The organism is Streptomyces sp. NBC_01217, assembly GCF_035994185.1.
Taxonomy (GTDB): Bacteria; Actinomycetota; Actinomycetes; order Streptomycetales; family Streptomycetaceae; genus Streptomyces.
Genome location: NZ_CP108538.1, coordinates 6594960 through 6614193, shown reverse-complemented (window position 1 = coordinate 6614193; position 19234 = coordinate 6594960). Strand labels below are relative to the sequence as shown.

13 protein-coding genes are annotated in these 19234 nt (G+C 71.7%); 9 read left to right on the top strand and 4 right to left on the bottom strand.

The genetic code is table 11. The features are described 5' to 3' along the window. The first annotated feature begins 60 nt into the window (after nucleotides 1–60). From eccE to OG507_RS29600, 8 genes are all read left to right on the top strand, one after another. Nucleotides 61–1404: a type VII secretion protein EccE gene (gene eccE, locus OG507_RS29635; protein ID WP_327370185.1), complete on the top strand. Its 1344-nt coding sequence runs from the start codon at nucleotides 61–63 to the stop codon at nucleotides 1402–1404. Then, on the top strand, nucleotides 1404–2126 hold the full coding sequence (locus OG507_RS29630) for a hypothetical protein (protein ID WP_327370184.1): 723 nt from the start codon (nucleotides 1404–1406) through the stop codon (nucleotides 2124–2126). The genes eccE and OG507_RS29630 overlap by 1 nt, the downstream gene beginning before the upstream one ends. 318 nt (nucleotides 2127–2444) lie before the next feature. After that, nucleotides 2445–5099, top strand: coding sequence for an SCO5717 family growth-regulating ATPase (locus tag OG507_RS29625; protein WP_327370183.1), 2655 nt, complete (start codon nucleotides 2445–2447; stop codon nucleotides 5097–5099). A 197-nt stretch (nucleotides 5100–5296) separates the two neighbouring features. Further along, nucleotides 5297–7168 carry an ABC transporter substrate-binding protein gene (locus tag OG507_RS29620; RefSeq protein WP_327370182.1) on the top strand — a complete coding sequence of 624 codons (1872 nt, stop codon included), beginning with the start codon at nucleotides 5297–5299 and terminating at the stop codon, nucleotides 7166–7168. 253 nt (nucleotides 7169–7421) lie between these two features. After that, nucleotides 7422–8504, top strand: coding sequence for an ABC transporter permease (locus tag OG507_RS29615; RefSeq protein WP_327370181.1), 1083 nt, complete (start codon nucleotides 7422–7424; stop codon nucleotides 8502–8504). Then, on the top strand, nucleotides 8501–9439 hold the full coding sequence (locus OG507_RS29610; protein WP_327370180.1) for an ABC transporter permease: 939 nt from the start codon (nucleotides 8501–8503) through the stop codon (nucleotides 9437–9439). Before OG507_RS29615 ends, OG507_RS29610 begins: the two co-directional genes overlap by 4 nt. Beyond that, nucleotides 9436–10464 (top strand): ABC transporter ATP-binding protein, encoded by a 1029-nt coding sequence (locus OG507_RS29605; protein ID WP_327370179.1) that lies wholly within the window; start codon nucleotides 9436–9438, stop codon nucleotides 10462–10464. Before OG507_RS29610 ends, OG507_RS29605 begins: the two co-directional genes overlap by 4 nt. After that, entirely contained in the window at nucleotides 10461–11465 is a 1005-nt protein-coding gene (locus OG507_RS29600; protein ID WP_327370178.1) for an ABC transporter ATP-binding protein, read from the top strand. Before OG507_RS29605 ends, OG507_RS29600 begins: the two co-directional genes overlap by 4 nt. 81 nt (nucleotides 11466–11546) lie before the next feature. On the opposite strand, the gene OG507_RS29595 is transcribed toward OG507_RS29600, so the two are convergent. After that, nucleotides 11547–12170, bottom strand: a complete 624-nt coding sequence (locus OG507_RS29595; protein WP_327370177.1) for a putative immunity protein — start codon at nucleotides 12168–12170, stop codon at nucleotides 11547–11549. Between the two features lie 66 nt (nucleotides 12171–12236). Next, nucleotides 12237–12836: a MarR family winged helix-turn-helix transcriptional regulator gene (locus tag OG507_RS29590; protein WP_327370176.1), complete on the bottom strand. Its 600-nt coding sequence runs from the start codon at nucleotides 12834–12836 to the stop codon at nucleotides 12237–12239. Between the two features lie 237 nt (nucleotides 12837–13073). Here OG507_RS29590 and OG507_RS29585 point away from each other — a divergent pair, with 237 nt between their 5' ends. Further along, nucleotides 13074–14438, top strand: coding sequence for an MFS transporter (locus OG507_RS29585; protein ID WP_327370175.1), 1365 nt, complete (start codon nucleotides 13074–13076; stop codon nucleotides 14436–14438). A 65-nt stretch (nucleotides 14439–14503) separates the two neighbouring features. Here the strand turns inward: OG507_RS29585 and OG507_RS29580 are convergent, their stop codons facing one another. Together OG507_RS29580 and OG507_RS29575 are read right to left on the bottom strand one after the other, a co-directional pair. After that, complete coding sequence (locus OG507_RS29580) at nucleotides 14504–15457, bottom strand: bifunctional riboflavin kinase/FAD synthetase (RefSeq protein ID WP_327370174.1); 954 nt, start codon at nucleotides 15455–15457, stop codon at nucleotides 14504–14506. 43 nt (nucleotides 15458–15500) lie between these two features. Next, nucleotides 15501–19163, bottom strand: coding sequence for a serine protease (locus OG507_RS29575; protein WP_327372148.1), 3663 nt, complete (start codon nucleotides 19161–19163; stop codon nucleotides 15501–15503). Nucleotides 19164–19234 lie beyond the last annotated feature (71 nt).

Here is a 19234-nt window from a genome sequence, read left to right as displayed (position 1 = left end):
CCTGCGGGACAGGCGGAATACGGGTGGAGTTGGGGACTGACGAACGGGGGGAACGCCGGAATGACGGCTTCCGCGACACGGACACGTCCGGCCGGGAACGCGACTGTCCCCACGGCTCCCCCGGCTGCCGGCCCACCGGCCTCCCGCGGTCGTTCGCGGGGCTCCGGCGGACCGGCCCCGGCACGGCTCAACGGACGCCCGGGACAGCTGGGTTCGTTCCGATTGCAACAACTCGTACTGCTGGAGATCGCGGCCGCGCTGCTGCTCGCGGCGTGGGTGGTCGAGCCCCTGCTGCTGGTCCCGGCCGTGGTGGTCGCGGCGCTGCTGGTACTGCTGGCCGTCGTGCGCAGGCACCGCCGCTCGCTTCCGGAGTGGCTGGGCACCGTCCTCTCGCTGCGGGCGCGTTCGCGCAGGGCCGGTTCGCTGGAGCTGCCCACGGGTACCGAGCCGGGGATCGCGCCCGCCGTCGAGTGCGATCCGGCGTTGCGCACGTACTCCTTCAGCGACCGTGACCGGCGGCCGGTCGGAATGATCGGTGACGGTACGTTCGTCACGGCCGTCCTCCAGGTGGAGTCGGACGCCTCGGCTCTCAGGCCGGACCGGTCCGCGCAGCCGCTGCCCCTGGCGCTCGTACGGGATGTGCTCGAAGTCGACGGCATCCGGCTGGAGTCGGCGCAGATCGTGCAGCACACCCAGCCCGCACCCGCCCCGCATCTGCCCCAGCAGTCCGTCGCCGCACGCAACTACGCGCCGCTGCAGGCCCAGACCGGTTCGCCCGCCGTCCGGATCACCTGGATCGCGCTCAAGCTGGACCCGGAGCTCTGCCCGGAGGCCGTGCAGGCGCGCGGCGGTGGCATCACGGGCGCGCAGAAGTGCGTGGTGCGCGCGGCCGACCAGTTGTCCAGCAGGCTGACCGGGGCGGGTTTCCGCGCGACGGTGCTGACCGAGCAGGAGCTGACGTCCGCGATCGCGACCTCGGTCTGTGCCAGCGCCCCGGCCATGGCGCAGGCGGGCCGGAGCGGGACGCCGGTGCGCCGCACCGAGGAGACCTCGCGGACCTGGCGCTGCGACGACCGGTGGCACACGACCTACTGGGTGGCGCGCTGGCCGCAGTTCGGCGGCAGCGGTGGTGGCGGCGGTGCGGCGATGCCTCAGCTCGTCGCCCTGCTCACCTCGATGCCGGCGCTCGCCACGACGTTCAGCCTCACGCTGGGGCAGGGTGAGCGGCAGGGCGTCTCGATCACCGGACACATCCGGATCACCGGGCGCAGCGACGAGGAACTGGTGGGCGCCCGCCATGAGTTGGAGCGCACCGCCCGCGGGGTAAAGACCGCGCTGGTACGGCTCGACCGCGAGCAGCTGCCCGGTGTGCTCGCCACGCTTCCGCTCGGGGGTACCCGCTGATGTCCGTACCCACGCGTGCTCGTGCCCGGCTCGGTTTCGGTCTTGTCGGTCCGCGCCGCGAGCGCCAGTCCGTCCCGTTCGACCAGTTGGCGTCGCTGGCCCTGCCGGTCGGTGACGACGGGGTGGTCATCGGCGTGGACGCCCATGGCCGCGCCGCCGTGCTCGGCATCAACCGGCCGACTCCGTACGACATCACGCTGATCGGCGGGCTGTGGACGGCGCAGGTGCTCGCGCTGCGGGCGGCCGCGACCGGTGCGCGGATCGTCGTGGAGACCGGGCGGGCCCAGACATGGACGGCGCTGGCGCACGCGGCGGGCGGCGGTCAGCCGTGCATCACGCTGCACGACGTGGGGCGGGTGCCGCCGCAGGGGCCCTCGGCGGGTTCGCCGGTGGTCGTGGTGCGGGACTGCGGCATGCGGCCACCGCGCGGGCGGGTGGTGTCCGGGCCGTGGCAGTCGGTGCTGACGCTGCTGCCGTATCTGAGTCCGGTGGCGCCGAGGCTGATCGAGAAGTCTTCCCTGGTCGGCATCCAACGGGTGTCTCCCGATGAAGCGGCACAGATCGGTCGCATGCTGCATCTTCCGGACGCCGAGACGCAGGCGCTGTCCACACTGGCGGACGGCGTCACCCTCTGGTGCGCGGAGCGCGACCGGCAGTTCGTCATGACCCAGGCGACGGACGCCGAGACCGGACTGCTGGGCGGCGCGCGCCGGATGGACTGACGGAGGCCTGCTCCCTCGCGGCCCGTACGGAACGTTCGGCATTCCGCACGCAGATGTGCGAGTTTGACCGCTTCGCCCTCCATGTTGTGCCGCACTCGGTTCACTTGGGGGCAGTGCGTGATGTACGGGACAGCTCTTGCGGTGCCGTACGGCCTGCCGGAGCGAGGCCCATGACGATTAGGGTGGGTCCGGGCGCGGCAGAAGAACCTGCGGGCAGGCGATGCGTGTCCCGGGGGGAGAGCCGGGCGGTTAGGAAGACGGAAACGGTCGCCCCCACCCACCAAGGCACAAGGGTGCTCGACCACACCAGGAGGCAAAGTGAACGGCGATCGGGACGAGATCCGCGGGGGCTGGAACAAGCCCGTCGACGAGTCGTCCGACGCGGAGCCCGCCGAGATGACGGGTGAGTTCACCATCGACTACACCCCGCCCGCCTGGTACACGCAGAACGCGCCGGGGGACTCGTCGGGCGGTGCCGGAACGCACCTCGCGCCGCCTCCGCCGCCCAATGGGGCCCCGCTGTCCGTGCCCGCGCCGCCGGCCGCGGGCGGATTCGACCCCGACTGGGCTCCGGCGCCGCCCGCTCCTGCGCCTGCCCCGGCCCAGGCGCCTGCTCCCATTCCCGCTCCGGCTGAGGCTCCGGCTCCGATTCAGGCCGCGGCGGGTGACGCCGGCCCTTCTCCCGCGGAGGCTTTTGACGGAATGGTGGACCCGTTCGGCGGCGGTGATGTCGAGAGCGGCGCGACCATGCGGTTCTCTCCGGCCGCGCTGAAGCGGGAGATCGCGGAGCGCGAGGAGGCGTCGAGGAACGCGGACGGGGGCGGCCCGGGTCCGGGTACGCCCTCCGTGGGCGCCGGTGCGGATGCCGGTGCCGACGGTACGGATGAGGGCGAGGCCTCCGGCGCAGCGCAGGCGGCGGACGCGACCGCCGAGGAGACCGACAGCGCCGCCTCCGCGGATTCCGGCGCCGATGCCCCGGCGCCCACCGAGACTCCGGCCAACGCGGACGCACCCTCAGGCGGCATCCCGGATGCGGCGCCCCAGGACGCACCGCCCGTCGGCGCACCGCAGGACGGCCCGGCGTCCGCCGTGCCGACCCCCTGGACCCCGGCGCCGCCTCAGAGCGCCCTGCCGCCGCTGCCGCCCGCCTTCCAGCCCGCCACGCCGCAGCCCGTCGCGCCCCAGCCGGCGCCGCAGTGGCCCGCGCAGACACCGGCCGATCAGGTGCCCGGCGGCTACGGATTCCCGCAGGCCGGAGCGCCCCAGCCGCCGCATGCACCTCAGCCGCCGCAGGGCGGTTACGGGTTCCCGCAGCAGCCCGCGCCCCCCGCGCAGCCGACTCCCGCGCAGGGCGGTTACGGGTTCCCGCAGCCTCCTCAGGCACCCCAGCCCCCGCAGGCACCCCAGTGGCCCGCGCAGCAAGGCGTTCCCCTGCCGCCGCAGGTCCCCCAGGCACCCCAGCAGCCTCTCCCGCCGGTCCAGCCGCTCCCACCGGCCCAGGGCGGCACGCCCAACCTGCCCGCGCAGTACGCCCCGCAGCCGCCCGCGCAGCAGCAGCCCTACCCCCAGCCACCTCAGCAGCATCAGCCGCCCCAGCAGCAGCCGCAGGGACAGCCCGTCGACCCGCGCACCGGCGCCGCCTGGCCGACCCCGGTCACCCACGACCAGCGCGAGCGCTCCGTGCCCGGCGCCCCGCTCGGGTACACGGCAGCCGTGGAGCTCTCCTCCGACCGGCTCGTCCGGGGCAAGCAGAAGGCGAAGAGCAGCCGTACGCCGTCCAGCGCGGCCCGCTTCAAGCTGGGCGGCAAGAAGGAGGAGGCCGAGCGGCAGCGCAAGCTCGACCTGATCCGTACGCCCGTGCTGTCCTGCTACCGGATCGCGGTCATCAGCCTCAAGGGCGGCGTCGGCAAGACCACGACGACCACCGCCCTCGGCTCGACCCTGGCCACCGAGCGGCAGGACAAGATCCTCGCCATCGACGCCAACCCGGACGCGGGCACGCTCGGCCGCCGGGTGCGCCGGGAGACCGGGGCCACCATCCGTGACCTGGTCCAGGCGATCCCGTACCTCAACTCGTACATGGACATCCGCCGTTTCACCTCGCAGGCGCCCTCCGGTCTGGAGATCATCGCCAACGACGTGGACCCGGCGGTCTCCACGACGTTCAACGACGAGGACTACCGGCGCGCGATCGACGTGCTGGGCAAGCAGTACCCGATCATCCTCACCGACTCGGGCACCGGTCTGCTCTACAGCGCGATGCGCGGAGTGCTGGACCTCGCCGATCAGCTGATCATCATCTCGACGCCGTCGGTCGACGGTGCGTCAAGTGCGTCCACCACGCTGGACTGGCTCTCGGCGCACGGGTACGCGGAGCTCGTACAGCGCTCCATCACCGTCATCTCCGGTGTCCGCGAGACCGGCAAGATGATCAAGGTCGATGACATCGTGCAGCACTTCGAGACGCGCTGCCGCGGCGTGGTCGTCGTTCCCTTCGACGAGCATCTGTCGGCCGGTGCCGAGGTCGACCTCGACATGATGCGCCCCAAGACCCGCGAAGCGTATTTCAACCTCTCCGCGATGGTCGCCGAGGACTTCGCGCGCGCCCAGCAGCAGCAGGGACTGTGGACGTCGAGCGGCTCCAACCCGCCGCCGCAGTACGCCCCGCCGATGCCCGGCCAGCAGCAGTACGCCCCGCAACAGCCGTACCCGCAGCAGCAACAGCCGTACGGCGGGCAGCAACCCTCGCAGCCGTACCCCCCGCAGCCCGGTCCCGGAGTGCAGCAGAACGGCTGGCAGCAGTCGCCGCCCTCGCAGTCCCAGTCCGCGGCGAGCCCGGCCGGGCCGCCGCCGCCCCAGCTGCAACAGCCCGGTCAGCCGGGTCAGTCCGGTCAGCCGGTCCCGCCCGACCTGCAGGGTCCCGTACCTCCTGCCGGATGGCATCAGCAGCCGCCGTCAGCGCCTCAACAGTAAGGCGACAGAGGTCTAAACCAATGAGGGTCCGCACCGTCTCCACGGCGCGGGCCCTCAATGCATTCCCGCAGACCACACGCCGTTTCGGTGACCGTTGACGTGGCTCGACCACCGCTGATAAACCTTCGCTTCACCAGCTGGCGAACCCCAGATCAAACCGCCTTCTCCGTGCGAGTCATGACGCGAGGTCCCTGACCATGGTCGTAAGAGTTCCACCACCCTCCGCCCAGCCACGCTCACGTCTGCGTGTGCTTCTGGCCTCCGGTGCCGCCGCTCTGGCGCTGGCCGCCGGATCCATCGTCCCGGGCGTGCCCCTCGTTGCCGCGCCGCAGCAGGCGCAGGCAGCCGACAGCGGCAAGTCGACGCTGACCGTCGCCGTCGCACAGAGCGTCGACTCCCTGAGCCCGTTCCTCGCTCAGAAGCTGTTCAGTACGAGCGTCAGTCGGCTCATGTACGACTTCCTGACGAACTACGACGCCAAGGACAACCACGCGATCCCCGGCCTCGCCACCAAGTGGGAGCCGTCCGCGGACAAGCTGACCTGGACGTACACCATCCGGTCCGACTCCAAGTGGTCGGACGGCCAGCAGGTCACCGCCGAGGACGCGGCATGGACGTTCAACAAGATCATGAGCGATGAGGGCGCCGCGCAGGCCAACGGCAACTTCGTCGCGAACTTCGAGAAGGTGACGGCTCCGAGCCCGACGCAGCTGGTCATCCAGCTCAAGGAGCCGCAGGCCACCATGGCCGCGCTCGATGTGCCGATAGTGCCGAAGCACGTCTGGGAGAAGGTCGGTGACTTCTCCAAGTTCAACAACGACACGAAGTTCCCGATCGTCGGCAACGGGCCGTTCATCCTGACGGACTACAAGGTCGACCAGTACGTGAAGCTCAAGGCCAACAAGGACTTCTGGCGCGGTGCGCCGAAGTTCGACGAGCTGGTCTTCAAGACGTACAAGGACCAGGACGCCGCGGTCGCCGCCCTGCGCAAGGGCGAGGTCTCCTTCGTCGCGGGTTCCCCCGCGCTGACGCCCGCCCAGGCCGCGTCCCTCAAGGGCGAGAAGAACGTCAAGGTCAACGAGGGCCCCGGCCGCCGCTTCTTCGCGCTGGCCACCAACCCGGGCGCGCAGACCAAGGACGGCAAGAACTTCGGCGACGGCAACAAGGCCCTTCTCGACCAGAAGGTGCGCCAGGCCCTCTTCCTGTCGATCGACCGCAAGACCATCATCGACAAGGTCTTCCAGGGCCACGCCGTCGAGGGCCAGGGCTACATCCCGCCGCGCTTCTCGACGTACTTCTGGCAGCCGTCCGCCGAGCAGAGCCTCGCGTACGACCCGGCCAAGGCGGCCCAGCTCCTCGACGACGCGGGCTACAAGCTCAAGGGCGACCAGCGCGTCGGCAAGGACGGCAAGCCGCTCGACCTGCGCATCCTGTGCCACGCCACGGACCCGAACGACAAGGCGATCGGCAAGTACCTCAAGGAGTGGTGGGGCAAGCTCGGCATCGGCCTCAAGGTCGACTGTCTCGACGACGTCTCCGTGCCCTGGTACGCCGGTGAGTACGACCTCGCCTTCGACGGCTGGTCCGTGAACCCGGACCCGGACTTCGTCCTCGGCATCCACACCTGCGCCGCCCTGCCGGCCAAGGCCAAGGACAGCGCCGCCACGGACAACTTCATCTGCGACAAGACGTACGACGAGCTCTACAAGAAGCAGCTCGCCGAGTACGACCCCGCCAAGCGCGCGGACATCGTCAAGCAGATGGAGTCGTGGATGTACGACTCCGGGTACATGAACATCATCGCGTACCCGAACGCGGTCGAGGCCTACCGCACCGACCAGATCAAGTCGATCACGACCATGCCCTCGGCGGCAGGCAACATCTACGGCCAGGACGGGTACTGGAGCTGGTGGTCGGCCGTTCCGGCGGGCAGCAGCAGTTCGGACGGCTCCGGCGGGTCCAGCTCCACCGGTGTCGTCATCGGCGTCATTGTGGTGGTCGTGGTGCTCGCCGCCGGCGGGCTGTTCATCGCACGGCGCCGCCGCACCACTGTGGACGACCGCGAGTAATCACGCGGACGGGTTGAGAGGGGCCGGCCGGGGCGGCGAAGGAGCCGCCCCGCCGGTTCCTCGAAGAGGGACCGGCAATTGGGGGGTGGAAGAAGGAGCGGGGCTGGGTGCGTGCAGCTGCGAGGCGGAGGATCGAGGCATGGCGGAGCCATGGTGATTGACGACAACGCCGCAGATGCGCGTGCCCAGCCCGGCGACGCCGCCCCCCAATTGCCGGTCCCTCTAAGTGCAGCACGAGTAACGAGAGTTCCCCATGACAGCTGAAAGCACTCCGGCGCTCGTGCAGATCGCGGACGCGGACACCGAGGATCCGGCCCAGGCCGGCTCCTCGGCCGCCCGCGGTCCACGGGCGCGCAACACCAAGGCCTATCTCCAGTACGTGGCGGCCAAGATCGCGGGAGCGACCGTCTCCCTGTTCGCGGTCCTGGTCACCAGCTTCTTCCTGTTCCGGCTCATCCCCAGCGACCCGGTGAAGCAGATGACGGGCGGCCGCCCGGTCTCCGCCGAGCAGCTCCAGTCGCTCCGGCACCAGTTCGGCCTCGACCAGCCGATGTGGCGGCAGTTCACCAGCTACGTCGGGGACGCCCTCACGGGCGACTTCGGCACCTCGTTCCAGTTCCACGCACCCGTCATCGACAAGATCACCGAGGCGCTCCCCGCGACCCTGCTGCTCACCGGCACGTCGTACGTCCTCTACACCGCGCTCGGCATCTGGCTGGGCACCCGTACCGCCTGGCGCAACGGCTCCACGAGCGACCGGTTCAACACCGCGTTCGCGCTCACGCTCTACTCGGTGCCGTCGTTCTGGCTGGGTCTGCTCCTGATCATCGTCTTCTCGGTGGGCGTCGGCCCGATCCCCGGGATGTTCCCGACGGGCGGTCTGGAATCGGGCGGCGAGAGCGGATTCGCCTACATCCTCGATGTGGCGCACCATCTGGTCCTCCCTGTGATCACGCTCGTCGCGGTCGGGTACGCGCAGACCCTGCTGGTGATGCGCTCCTCGCTGCTGGACGAGATGGGCAGCGACTATCTGACGACGGCCCGTGCGAAGGGGCTGCGGGACGATGTCGTGCGCCGCAAGCACGCCGTGCCGAACGCGATGCTGCCGACTTTCACGCTGATGTTCGTGAACCTGGGGCATGTGGTCGCCGGGCAGATCCTGGTCGAGACGGTGTTCTCCTGGCCGGGCCTCGGCGGTCTCTTCTACCAGGGCCTCAGCGTGCCCGACCTTCCCCTCGTACAAGGGCTGTTCTTCGTCTTCGCCACCGCGGTGATCCTGGCGAACACCCTTGCCGATGTGCTCTATCCGCTGCTCGATCCCCGGGTGGGCCGATGACGACCGAATCCATGCCCACGCCCACGAAGGCCGAAGCGGCCGAGAAGAACCCGCGCGCTCTGGCCCGGGCGCGCAAACGCCGGTCCGCGGCCCGTTTCTGGCGGGAGTACCGCGGTCACAGGAGTGGCCTGTGGGGTCTGGGCGCGCTCGTCCTGATCGCGCTGATCGCCCTGTTCGCACCGCAGCTCGTCGGCGCCGATTCGCAGAGCGTCACCGGAGCGCCCGGAGGCGCGCTGGAGTCGCCGAGCGGTGAATTCCCGCTCGGTACGGACCAGTTCGGGCGCAGCGTGCTGGCCCTGCTGGTGTGGGGCGCCCGTGTCTCGCTGACGGTCGGGCTGCTCGCGGCGTTCCTGTGCGTCGCCATCGGTACGGTCGTCGGCATCGTCGCAGGTCATTTCCACGGCTGGTACTCGACGGTCCTGATGCGGATCACCGACTGGTTCCTGGTGATGCCGACCCTGGTCCTCGCGATCGCGCTCGCCACCGTGATGGACCGCTCGATGTGGACGGTCATCATCGCGATCGGCGTCACGACCTGGCCGACGACGGCGCGGCTGGTCCGTGCCCAGACCCTTGCCGTGGAGTCCCGCCCGTACATCGAGCGCGCCCGCGCCCTGGGCGGCGGCCACGGGCACATCATGGTCCGGCACGTGCTGCCGAACGTGATGCCGCTGGTGCTCGCGCAGACCACGCTGGTGATCTCCAGCGCGATCCTCACCGAGGCCACTCTCGCCTTCCTCGGCCTCAGCGACCCGACCACCACCTCCTGGGGCGGCATGCTCCAGGACGCCCGCGAGGCGGGTGCGGTGAGCGCCGGTGACTGGTGGTACCTGGCACCGCCCGGCATCGCCATCGCGGCGGTGGCCCTGGCGTTCACGCTGTGCGGCCGCGCCATCGAGTCCGTCCTCAATCCCAAGCTGGGGGTGGCCCGTTGAGTACCACGAGCATCCACAAGACGCCGCTGCTGGACGTACGGGACCTCACGGTGACGTACGCCGGCGGGGCGCAGGCCGTCCGCGGGGTGAATCTCAGCGTCGACGCGGGGCAGAAGCTCGGCATCGCCGGTGAGTCCGGCTGCGGGAAGTCGACGCTGGCGCTGGCGCTGCTGCGGCTGCTGCCCGCCGGGGCGAAGGTCTCCGGCCAGATCCTGCTGAACGGCGAGGACGTCCTCACCATGAAGTGGGGGCAGGTCAGGGCGGTGCGCTGGGCCGGGGCCTCGATCGTGTTCCAGGGCGCGATGCACTCGCTCAACGCGGTGCACCGCATCGGGGACCAGATCGCCGAGCCGATCCTGCTGCACAAGAAGGCGACGCAGGCCGCGGCGGCGAAGAAGGCCGGTGAACTCCTGGAGCAGGTGGGGCTGCCTGCCGCCCGCGCGAACGCTTATCCGCACGAGCTCTCCGGCGGTCAGCGCCAGCGCGTGATGATCGCGATGGCGCTCGCCTGCGATCCGGGGCTGATCATCGCGGACGAGCCGACCACGGCTCTCGATGTGATGATCCAGGCCCAGATCCTGCGGCTGATCGAGCAGCTGGTGTCCGAGCAGGGCCTCGGTCTGATCATGATCAGCCATGACCTCGCGGTGCTCTCGGACACCTGCGACCGGCTCGCGGTGATGTACGCGGGCCGGGTCGTGGAGGAGGGCCCGGCGTCCGAGGTCTACGAGAACGCGCGCCACCCGTACGGCAGGGCCCTGTCCGGCGCCTTTCCGCGCATCGGCGACCCGGCCTCCCGGTTCGCGCCCCGTGGCCTGCCCGGCGATCCGCCGGACCCTTCGGCGCTGCCCGGCGGCTGTACGTTCCATCCGCGCTGCCCGGTGGCCCTGGACTCCTGCACGACGCAGGACCAGGAGCTGCGGGACGCGGGGGCGGGGCGGCGGGCCGCCTGTGTGCTGGTGGAGCCGGGGGCGGTCGCGGTCGCGGCCCGGCCGGATGCCGAGGAAGCAAGGAGCACACCATGACCACCACCACCACTCCCCTGCTCAGCGCGGAGGGGCTGAAGGTCACCTTCCCCGGTCGGCGGGGGGCAGCCCCGGCGCGTGCCGTGGACAGCGTCGACCTGGACATCCGGCCCGGCGAGATCGTCGCGCTGGTGGGCGAGTCGGGCTGCGGCAAGACGACGCTGGCGCGTTCGCTGCTGGGTCTGGTCCCGCCGACGTCCGGGCGGGTGACCTTCGGCGGGCAGCCGCTCGACTATGCGAGCCGGGCGCTGAAGGCGTACCGCAAACGGGTCCAGCTGGTGCTCCAGGACCCCAGTGGTTCGCTCAACCCCCGGCACACGGTGTACGACGCGGTGGCGGAGGGCCTGCGGATCCACGGGTACGCGGGTGACGAGCGGGCCGCGGTGGCGCAGGCGCTGTCGCGGGCGGGGCTGCGGCCTCCCGAGCGGTTCTTCCTGCGCTATCCGCACGAGCTGTCGGGCGGTCAGCGCCAGCGGGTCGTGATCGCGGGCGCGCTCGTCCTGGAGCCGGAACTCATCGTGGCCGACGAGCCGGTGGCCTCGCTGGACGCGTCGGTGCGCGGCGAGATCCTGGCGCTGCTGCTGCGGCTGCGTGACGAGCTGGGCCTGTCGGCGCTGGTGGTCACGCACGACCTCGGTCTGGCATGGAACATCGCCGACCGGGTCGCGGTGATGTACCTCGGGCGGATCGTGGAGACGGGCGAGGTCGAGCAGATCCTGACGGCTCCGCAGCATCCGTACACCCAGGCGCTGTTGTCGGTGCTGCCGGAGGCCGAGACCGATCCGGTGATTTTGACCGGCGAACCACCGGACCCGTCCAAGGTCCCGTCCGGCTGCCGCTTCCACGCCCGCTGCCAGGTCCTGGCCTCGGGCGAGGCAGAACGGGCAGGCGTGGCGGACGCCTGTCGCACGAAGGACCTGCCGGTGCTCGCGGGCGACGGCCGGACCCAGGTGGCATGTCACTGGGCGACCGCGAACGCGGCCGTGCAGGCGCGGGTTTAGCGGGGCGACCGGGCCCGCCGGGCGGACAGCCGGGCGGGCCCGGGGGCGGGGGCCTTGTGATGGGCGAATTCCGACCGCCTGCTACGGCAGTACCTCCCCGAACGCACGGATCTCCGGGGTCACGTAAGGGGATCCCTCTGCGGGCCTCTGGCATCCGATCGTCCTCGGGCGAAGAGCGGCGTCGAGATCGCGAATGAACTCTCCCACGCGCCCGCCTCCGGGAGGTGCGGCGGGCAGACGGCCGAGCACGACGGTGACCGCTGGCGGTGCGTGGTGACGCGCCCATTCAAGAGTCCCCGCAGTGACACTCCGGTCCTCTCCGGACGCCAGCTCTTGCGCACGCGCCGTATGCGCTGCCGCACCGAGAATGTGCTTCACCTGATGGGCGTTTGCCAGAGGATGAAGGAACGCGGCGGCGGCCGCATGGCTTGCCGCTCGTGCCGCGTCGACCGCAGCGGGTGAATCGGCTTCCTGCGCCGCTCTGAACGCCGCCCAACCGCTCTGTCGCAGAGCGGCCGTGCGCCGGCCGCCCCCGGCGAAAGCACGTGCGGCGTCGATGGCGTCACGAGGGCGCGTGTCGGCGGGAAGACTCTGTTCGAAGATCGACAGCGCCCTGCTCGCACAATCAGCCGCGTAGCCCGCGATCTCACGAAGTTCGTGTTCGCTCAGCTCGATCTTGTCTGACTCGGTTGACTCGGTCGGCATGGCTCAATCCTGCCGCAGGTCGCCGTGCCCCGTATCGCGGCCGGGTTCGAAGTCGGCTGCCATGCTTTAGCGCTCAGATACTGACCACTGGGCGCTTCGGGTGCGATCCCTCCGGGTGGCCGCCGTGAGCGCCTCGGGGTCGGGCGGGGTCTGTTCGGCCGTTTCCAGGGAGCGTTCCAGTTTTCCGAGCAGCCGGCCGAGCTGGCGGCGCTCGCTCGCGGTCAGCTCGGCCAGCATCCGCTCCTCGTTGGCGAAGTGCGCCACGGCGACGACATCGGCGATCTCGATGCCCCGTTCGGTGAGCCGCGCGTGCACGACGCGACGGTCGCCGGGATCGCGCTCGCGTGTCACCAGTCCGGCCTTCTCCAGACGGTCCAGCCGCAGGGTGATGCCGCCGGTGGTGACCAGGGCGATATCGGCGAGTTCCCCGGCCGTCCGCCGGTAGGGTGGCCCTGACCTGCGCAGAGCCGCGAGTACATCGAACGCCGCCATGTTCAGATCGAAGCAGTCGAAGAGATCGGACAGCAGCGACTGGTAGCGCAGGAAGCTGCGGTGGAGCCGGCCGAGCACCTCCATCGGGGAGGCGTCGAGCTCGGGCAGTTCCCGCTTCCACTGCTCCAGGACGAGGTCGACCGCGTCGGGGCGACCGGTGGCTCTACGGGTCATGTTCGCTGGGAGGGCGGCGTCGGCGCCGAGACCTCTCGCCCCCCCTTCCTGGCGTGCCGCGGACGGTGCGGCCGAGGGTGTCCACGATACAACCGGCGCCCGCCGTCGAACCCCTGCGGGAGCCATTCCCCGGGCGCCCGGCCCCACTTCGTTATGAAATCTAAGTGCTTAGTTATTGACCCCTAAGACACTTCTACCTAGGGTCACCGCAACCCCTCTGTTCGCGGAAGGATCCCCATGTCAGTCGTGGCCACCGGCCCCACCGTGAGCTCCGTATCGGCCAGGCTCGAACGCCTGCCGAGCTCCCGTTGGCACATCAAGGTCCGCACGCTCATCGGCACCGTCACGTTCTTCGAGGCGTTCGATCAGCTGCTGACCGCCTCCGCACTGCCCGTCCTGACCGAACAGTGGAAGCTGAGCACCGGTCAGGGCACGATGATCGTCACCAGCGGATCGGTCGGCATGCTGCTCGGTGCGCTGGTCGCAGGCTGGCTGGGCGACCGCATCGGCCGGGTCCGCACCGTCGCGCTCGGCGTCGCCGTGACCGCGCTGGCCAGCCTCGCCGTCGCCGTCTCCCCGGGCTTCGCCCTGTTCACCGCCTTCCGGTTCGTCCAGGGCCTCGGCATCGGCGGAGTGGTGCCCGTCGCCGCCACGTACATCAACGAGATCGCCCGGGCCGACCACCGCGGCCGGTTCGTGCTGCTCTACGAGCTGATCTTCCCGGCCGGACTCGCCTCGGCGACGCTCGTCGCCAGCTGGGTGGTACCCAGCTTCGGCTGGCGGGTGATGTTCCTGATCGGCGCGCTGCCCGTACTGCTGGTCGTCGTCCTGCGCCGTCAGGTCCCCGAGTCCCCCCGCTGGCTGCTCTCGCGCGGCCGGGTCGATGAAGCCGAGGAGGTCATCGCCCGGATCGAGCGGGACGTGACGAAATCCATCGGTTCGCAGCTTCCGGAGCCCGGTCCCGCACAGCCCGTGGAGACAGCACGCGGCGGGCTGCGCGATCTGTTCGCCGGCCGCTATCTGCGGCGCACGCTGGTCGTCTCGGCGCTGTGGTTCGTCGCGTACTACGTCAACCACGGCATCGCGACCTGGCTGCCCTCGCTCTACACCAAGACGTTCGGCCTGGATCTGCGGACGGCCCTGAACTACGCGCTGCTGTCCAATGTGACCGGGCTGATCGGCTGTCTCCTGGTCGCCCTCGTCATCGACAGGGTGGGACGCCGGATCTCGCTCACCGTCGGGCTCGGCGGCGCGGCGGTCGCGCTGCTCGCGCTGGCCGTCTCCGGCGCCACCTCGGGCGGCCAGGTCGCCGTGTGGGCCTCGGTGGCCACGCTCTTCGTGTTCGCCACCAATGTCAGCCTCTACCTGTACACACCCGAGCTGTACCCGACCCGCAGCCGGGCGCGCGGGGCATCGTTCGGCGGGGTGTGGAACCGGCTCGGAGTCATCCTCGGGCCGATCGTGGTGGGCGCGATCATCGGCTCGGGCGGCAGTCTCGCGATGGTCTTCACGCAGCTGGGCTGCGTCGCGGTGGCCGGGGCGGTGGTCGCGTGGTTCGCCGTGGAGACCAAGGGGCGGACGCTGGAGGAACTGAACGGCTGATGAAACCACGACCGGGGCCGGGACCGTCAAAGCGGTCCCGGCCCCGGTCGTGCACGAGGAGAGGATCAGCCGCGTTCGTACGCGGAGACCAGCTCGCTGCACCGCTTCACATCGCCGGCCATCGCCACGAGCAGGTCGTCGATCGAGTCGAACTTCAGCATCCCGCGTACGTACGCGAGGAAGTCGACCGAGACGTGGAGCCCGTAGAGGTCGAGGCCGACGCGGTCGATCGCGTACGCCTCGACCGTCCGCTCCGTGCCGTCGAACTGCGGGTTCGTGCCGACCGAGATCGCGGCGGGCATCGCCTCGCCGTCCACGTTGAGCCAGCCCGCGTAGACGCCGTCGGCAGGGATCGCGGTGTGCGGCAGGGTCTCCACATTGGCCGTGGGGAAGCCGAGATCGCGGCCGCGCTGCGCGCCGCGGACCACGATGCCCTCGACGCGGTGGGGACGGCCCAGGATCTCGGCGGCGCCCGCGACATCGCCCTCGGCGACCAGTCGCCGGGTGAGGGTGGAGGAGAACGGCTCGCCGCCGCCCGCCTCGCCGCTCACATACAGGTCGATGACCTCGACGCCGTAGTCGTAGGTCTCGCCGAACTCGGTGAGCAACTGCACATTTCCGGCCGCCTTGTGGCCGAAGCGGAAGTTGGGGCCCTCGATGACCAGCTGCGCGTGCAGCTTGTCGACGAGCACCTTCACGATGAAGTCGGCGGGCGCCAGCTTCGAGAACTCGGTGGTGAACGGCAGGATCAGCACCGCGTCCACCCCGAGCTCCGCCATCAGCTCGGCGCGCCGGTGGTGCGGGGCGAGCAGCGGCGGGTGGCTGCCGGGCCGTACGACCTCGCTGGGGTGCGGGTCGAAGGTCACCACGACCGACGGCACGCCCAGCTCGCGTGCCCGCTCCACGGCCCGCCCGATGATCAGCTGGTGCCCGCGGTGCACCCCGTCATAGGAGCCGATGGTGACGACGCTGCGTCCCCAGTCCTGGGGGATGTCCTCCAAGCCACGCCAGCGCTGCACTGTGACCGCTCCTCGCCCGAACCTGTGTACGTGAGATTGCCTGTTACGCAGGTCTAAGACTGCCATGCTCACGCCCCGCGGCCTGCATCGGCATCGTCTTCGGGCTTCCCAGGGCCTCCACCGTCCGCCCGGCGCTCGGGCCGACGAGCGCCGCCCACTCCTGCGGGGCCTCGGCCAGCCACCCGGTGACCAGGGCGGCGAATCCCGGCACATCACGGGCGAGCTCGACCAGCCGGCGGTCGAAGCGGACGGCGCCCTCGGGGGTACGGACCAGCAGCATTCCGGTGCGGTGGACCAGGGCGCGGGTGCGGGCCGGTGCGCGGGCGCCGGAGCCGGTCGCGGCGGCCCGCAGCAGCGCGTCGAGCACAGCTGGGTCGCGGTGGGCGTCCTGCTCGAAATCCAGCAGGACCTCCAGCAGCTCGCCCCTCAGCTGCCCGGAGGCGGCGGTGCCGGGCGCGGCGAGCACCCCGGCGAGCGCACCGCGCACCGGCGGTGGAACGGGGCGGTCCCTCAGCAGCCCGGTCACCAGGGGCAGCAGCAGCGCGCGGGCGGCGGGGCCGTGCTCCAGCCTGCGGTCGATGTACGAGGCGGCGTGCACGGCGTCGTCGGGGTGGCTGTCGATGTACGCCCGTACGAGCCCGGCGGCGTGCAGGGCCAGCGCGGGGGCGTCGATCCCGGCGAGCGAGCACAGCACCTCGCCCGCCTCGTCGTCGGGCCGGGTGAGCCGCTCCCGCAGCGCGGCGAGCACCGGCTCCGCATGGGAGGACAGCGCGACCGCGAGGGCCTCGGCGGACAGCCGCGGCTCGCCCGCGACGAAGGCCCGCAGCGCCTGTGGGAGGTAGCGGTCCCTGGTCTGCGGATCCTGTACGAGGAGGGTGAGCGCAGGCCCGTGCAGGGCGGTGTCAAAAGGGCGGGCCAGCAGGGCGAGCGCGGCCCCGCGCAGCAGCTCGTGGTCGGCATCGAGGGTGGTGTGTGCGGCGGTGACCAGCGCGTACGAGGCTGCGGCGGTCCGGCGGGCGCGCCGGTCCTCGTCGCGGGCCCAGCGGTCGACGGCCCGGCACAGCGCGGAGGGCTCGTCCTCGGCCAGCGCGGCGAGCAGTTCCCCGGCCCGGGGGTGGGCGGTCGAGACGAGGGCGTCGGTCAGATCGTCGACGGCCAGATCGCGACGGGCGTAGAGCAGCGCCTGAGCGGCGTCGGCCACGGTCGGACGCATCGCGACGCCTTCCTCGGCGGGCAGCGGGCGCTCGTCGGTGAACCAGTCGCAGAGCAGCGGCTGCATGGTCCCGGGCTGGGCGGCGAGCCGCCGCGCGACGGCATCGAGGAACCGCTCGTCGCCGTCGCCCTCGGGGTACGGAGCACAGACGCGCCCATCGCCCCGGCGCGGGCGGTCGGCGGGGACGAGACGCCGGAACAGATCCATCCGGTCCACGTCCGGCAGCCTCAGCCGCCGCCAGAACCACGGCCCGAACTCGCCGTACACCCCGTGCCCGCCCGCCTGCCGGACGATGCGTCCGGCGAGCCGCCGCAGGACCCCGAGGTACGGACGGGCATCGGGCACCCGGAGCAGCGTCTCCGAGAGCAGGTGAACCGCCCACCAGCGGGCGTCATGACGCGATGAGCCGCTCTCCGTGTCCGCCTCCGCCGGCTCCGCCCCCGCCCCCGGTGGCAGTCGGTCCAGGGCGTCGATGAGGTCGGCCAGGTGGTGGGCCAGGGTGGTGGGGCCCTGGCGGCGGGCCAGGAGCAGGAGGGACTGGATCACCGGGCCGATCCGATGGCGCGGTACGGGCAGGGTGCGCGGCAGCTGCGGCGCACCGGTCTGCGCCGCGGGCACCGGGCTGCGCCCGCCACGCGGACTCCTCGGCTGCGGAACGCGGGGCTCCGCCGCCACCGGCGCCTCCTCCGAGTGCCACCGGTGGACCAGTGCGTACAGCGCCGCGTCCAGGTCCAGATGGGCGCCCTGCACCCGGTCCCCCAGCTCCTCGTGCGCGAAGCGGTAGCCCGCGCCGGCCGGGACGAGCAGCCCCTCCGTGAGGACCGCCGACGCCCAGCCCGTGCGCCAGGGGAAGACCTCCTCGAACGCCGCGCGGTCCAGCTCCCCCTGTCCGGGGCCCAGACAGCGCCGCGCCGCCTCGTGGACCTGCCCCGCCACCCGCGCGGCCAGCCGGCGGACCGCGGTGCCGCCGGGCGCGGGGCCGGACACGGCCGCGATACGGACCGCGATGCGCAGGCACATCAGGTCCAGGTGGGCGCCGAAGACGTCCTCCTCGTCCGGCTGCCCGGCGACGTCCCCCGGCAGGGCCTCGCGCACCTCGGCGAGAAGGCGCAGGGTGAGCGGGTGCCGGTCGTGGCCGGGGGCGAGCGCCCCGGGCGGGATGGCGTAACGCTCCCGGACCTCCTCGGCCTGGCTCGCGGTGAGGTCGCCGATACGGACCGCGGACGGCAGCCGCCCGGCCGGCCTGGCGGGGCGGTGCAGCGCACCGGGCGGACAGAGCGCACCGGCCGTCTCCCAGTGCTCGGGCGTGCAGGCCACCACGAGCCGCGCGCCGTTGCTCCGCAGCCACTCGACGGTGCCCGCGGTCCACCGGGCCAGCCCGTGGGCCAGTGAAGGAGGCATCTCCTCGGGTCCGTCCAGCAGGACGAGCAGCGGGCTCCCGGACTCCCCGGCCAGCCGGGCCACCCGCTCGGGGGTGGCGGTCGCCATGTCGCCCCTCGCACCGGCGGCGGTCACGATCCGGCAGGACCGCCGGAGCGTACGGGCGATCGCGTCGGCGACCGAGGTGTCGTCGGCCAGCAGATCCGCCCCGCGCAGCCAGAGGGTGGGCGCTGGCACGGAACCGCGGGCACGGCGCGCGGCGAGCGCCGCCAGTTCGGTGGTACGGCCGGTGCCCGGCGCTCCGACGACGCCGAGGACCACAGCGGGACCGTGCGGCGCGGACGAGGGGCTGCCGGGGAGCGAGAAGGTGGTGAACTCCGCGATGACGTCCGGGCGTTCGACCGGATCGGGACAGGCCGTCGGCCCGTCCGCCGAGCCGAGCGACGTCGCGGTCAGATGCAGCGCGCCGGCGAGATTCAGGTCGCGTCCGTACCCGGGAACGCTCGTCGCGTTGCGCCGCAGCAGCGCCTCCAGCGGGCCGTCGGCACAGGCGCCCCCGAGCGGCACCGCGAGCGCCGCCGCCGGATGCCCGGCACTCAGCGCGGCGCCCAGTACGGCGATGACCGCGCCGCTCACCGGATCGAGTACGGGCCCGCCCACGACCGCGCCGCCGAGCCTCAGCGCGTCCCTGCCGTCCGTGCCGAGCGCCAGCTCCAGCGCCGCGCCGATCCGGTGGGAGCGGCCGTTCGCGGTGTACGTCACCGGGACGACGCCGAGCACCCGTGCCTCGCGCCAGCCGTGGGCGGCGATCGTCACATATGTACCGGCGTCGATCCGGCCGCGCAGGGAGATCGGCGTCGGCTCCACACCGAGCGCGCACAGGCCTCCCGTGCGAAGCAGGGCGAGGTCCAGTCCGGGCAGGGCGGTGACATCGGCGGCCACGACGGGGCAACTGCGGCCGTCCGTTCCGTGCAGGATGAGCCGGGCGAGCCCGTCGACCGCTTCATGGCTGGTCACCACCGTGCCCCGGTCGTCGGCGACGAATCCGGTCCCCCGCGGCCGGCCGGCCGGATCGCAGATACGTACCAGCGCCGCCCGGTCCCCGCTTCCCACCCCGCTGCCCATGGTCCGACGTTAGGTCGGCGATGATCGGCGTGTACCACTCGGATTAAAAGCGCCCCCGA

Coding starts and splice junctions, on each gene's coding strand:
- eccE (WP_327370185.1), top strand. CDS start 61: ATGACGGCTTCCGCGACACGGACACGTCCGGCCGGGAACGCGACTGTC.
- OG507_RS29630 (WP_327370184.1), top strand. CDS start 1,404: ATGTCCGTACCCACGCGTGCTCGTGCCCGGCTCGGTTTCGGTCTTGTC.
- OG507_RS29620 (WP_327370182.1), top strand. CDS start 5,297: ATGGTCGTAAGAGTTCCACCACCCTCCGCCCAGCCACGCTCACGTCTG.
- OG507_RS29615 (WP_327370181.1), top strand. CDS start 7,422: ATGACAGCTGAAAGCACTCCGGCGCTCGTGCAGATCGCGGACGCGGAC.
- OG507_RS29610 (WP_327370180.1), top strand. CDS start 8,501: ATGACGACCGAATCCATGCCCACGCCCACGAAGGCCGAAGCGGCCGAG.
- OG507_RS29600 (WP_327370178.1), top strand. CDS start 10,461: ATGACCACCACCACCACTCCCCTGCTCAGCGCGGAGGGGCTGAAGGTC.
- OG507_RS29595 (WP_327370177.1), bottom strand. CDS start 12,170: ATGCCGACCGAGTCAACCGAGTCAGACAAGATCGAGCTGAGCGAACAC.
- OG507_RS29590 (WP_327370176.1), bottom strand. CDS start 12,836: ATGACCCGTAGAGCCACCGGTCGCCCCGACGCGGTCGACCTCGTCCTG.
- OG507_RS29585 (WP_327370175.1), top strand. CDS start 13,074: ATGTCAGTCGTGGCCACCGGCCCCACCGTGAGCTCCGTATCGGCCAGG.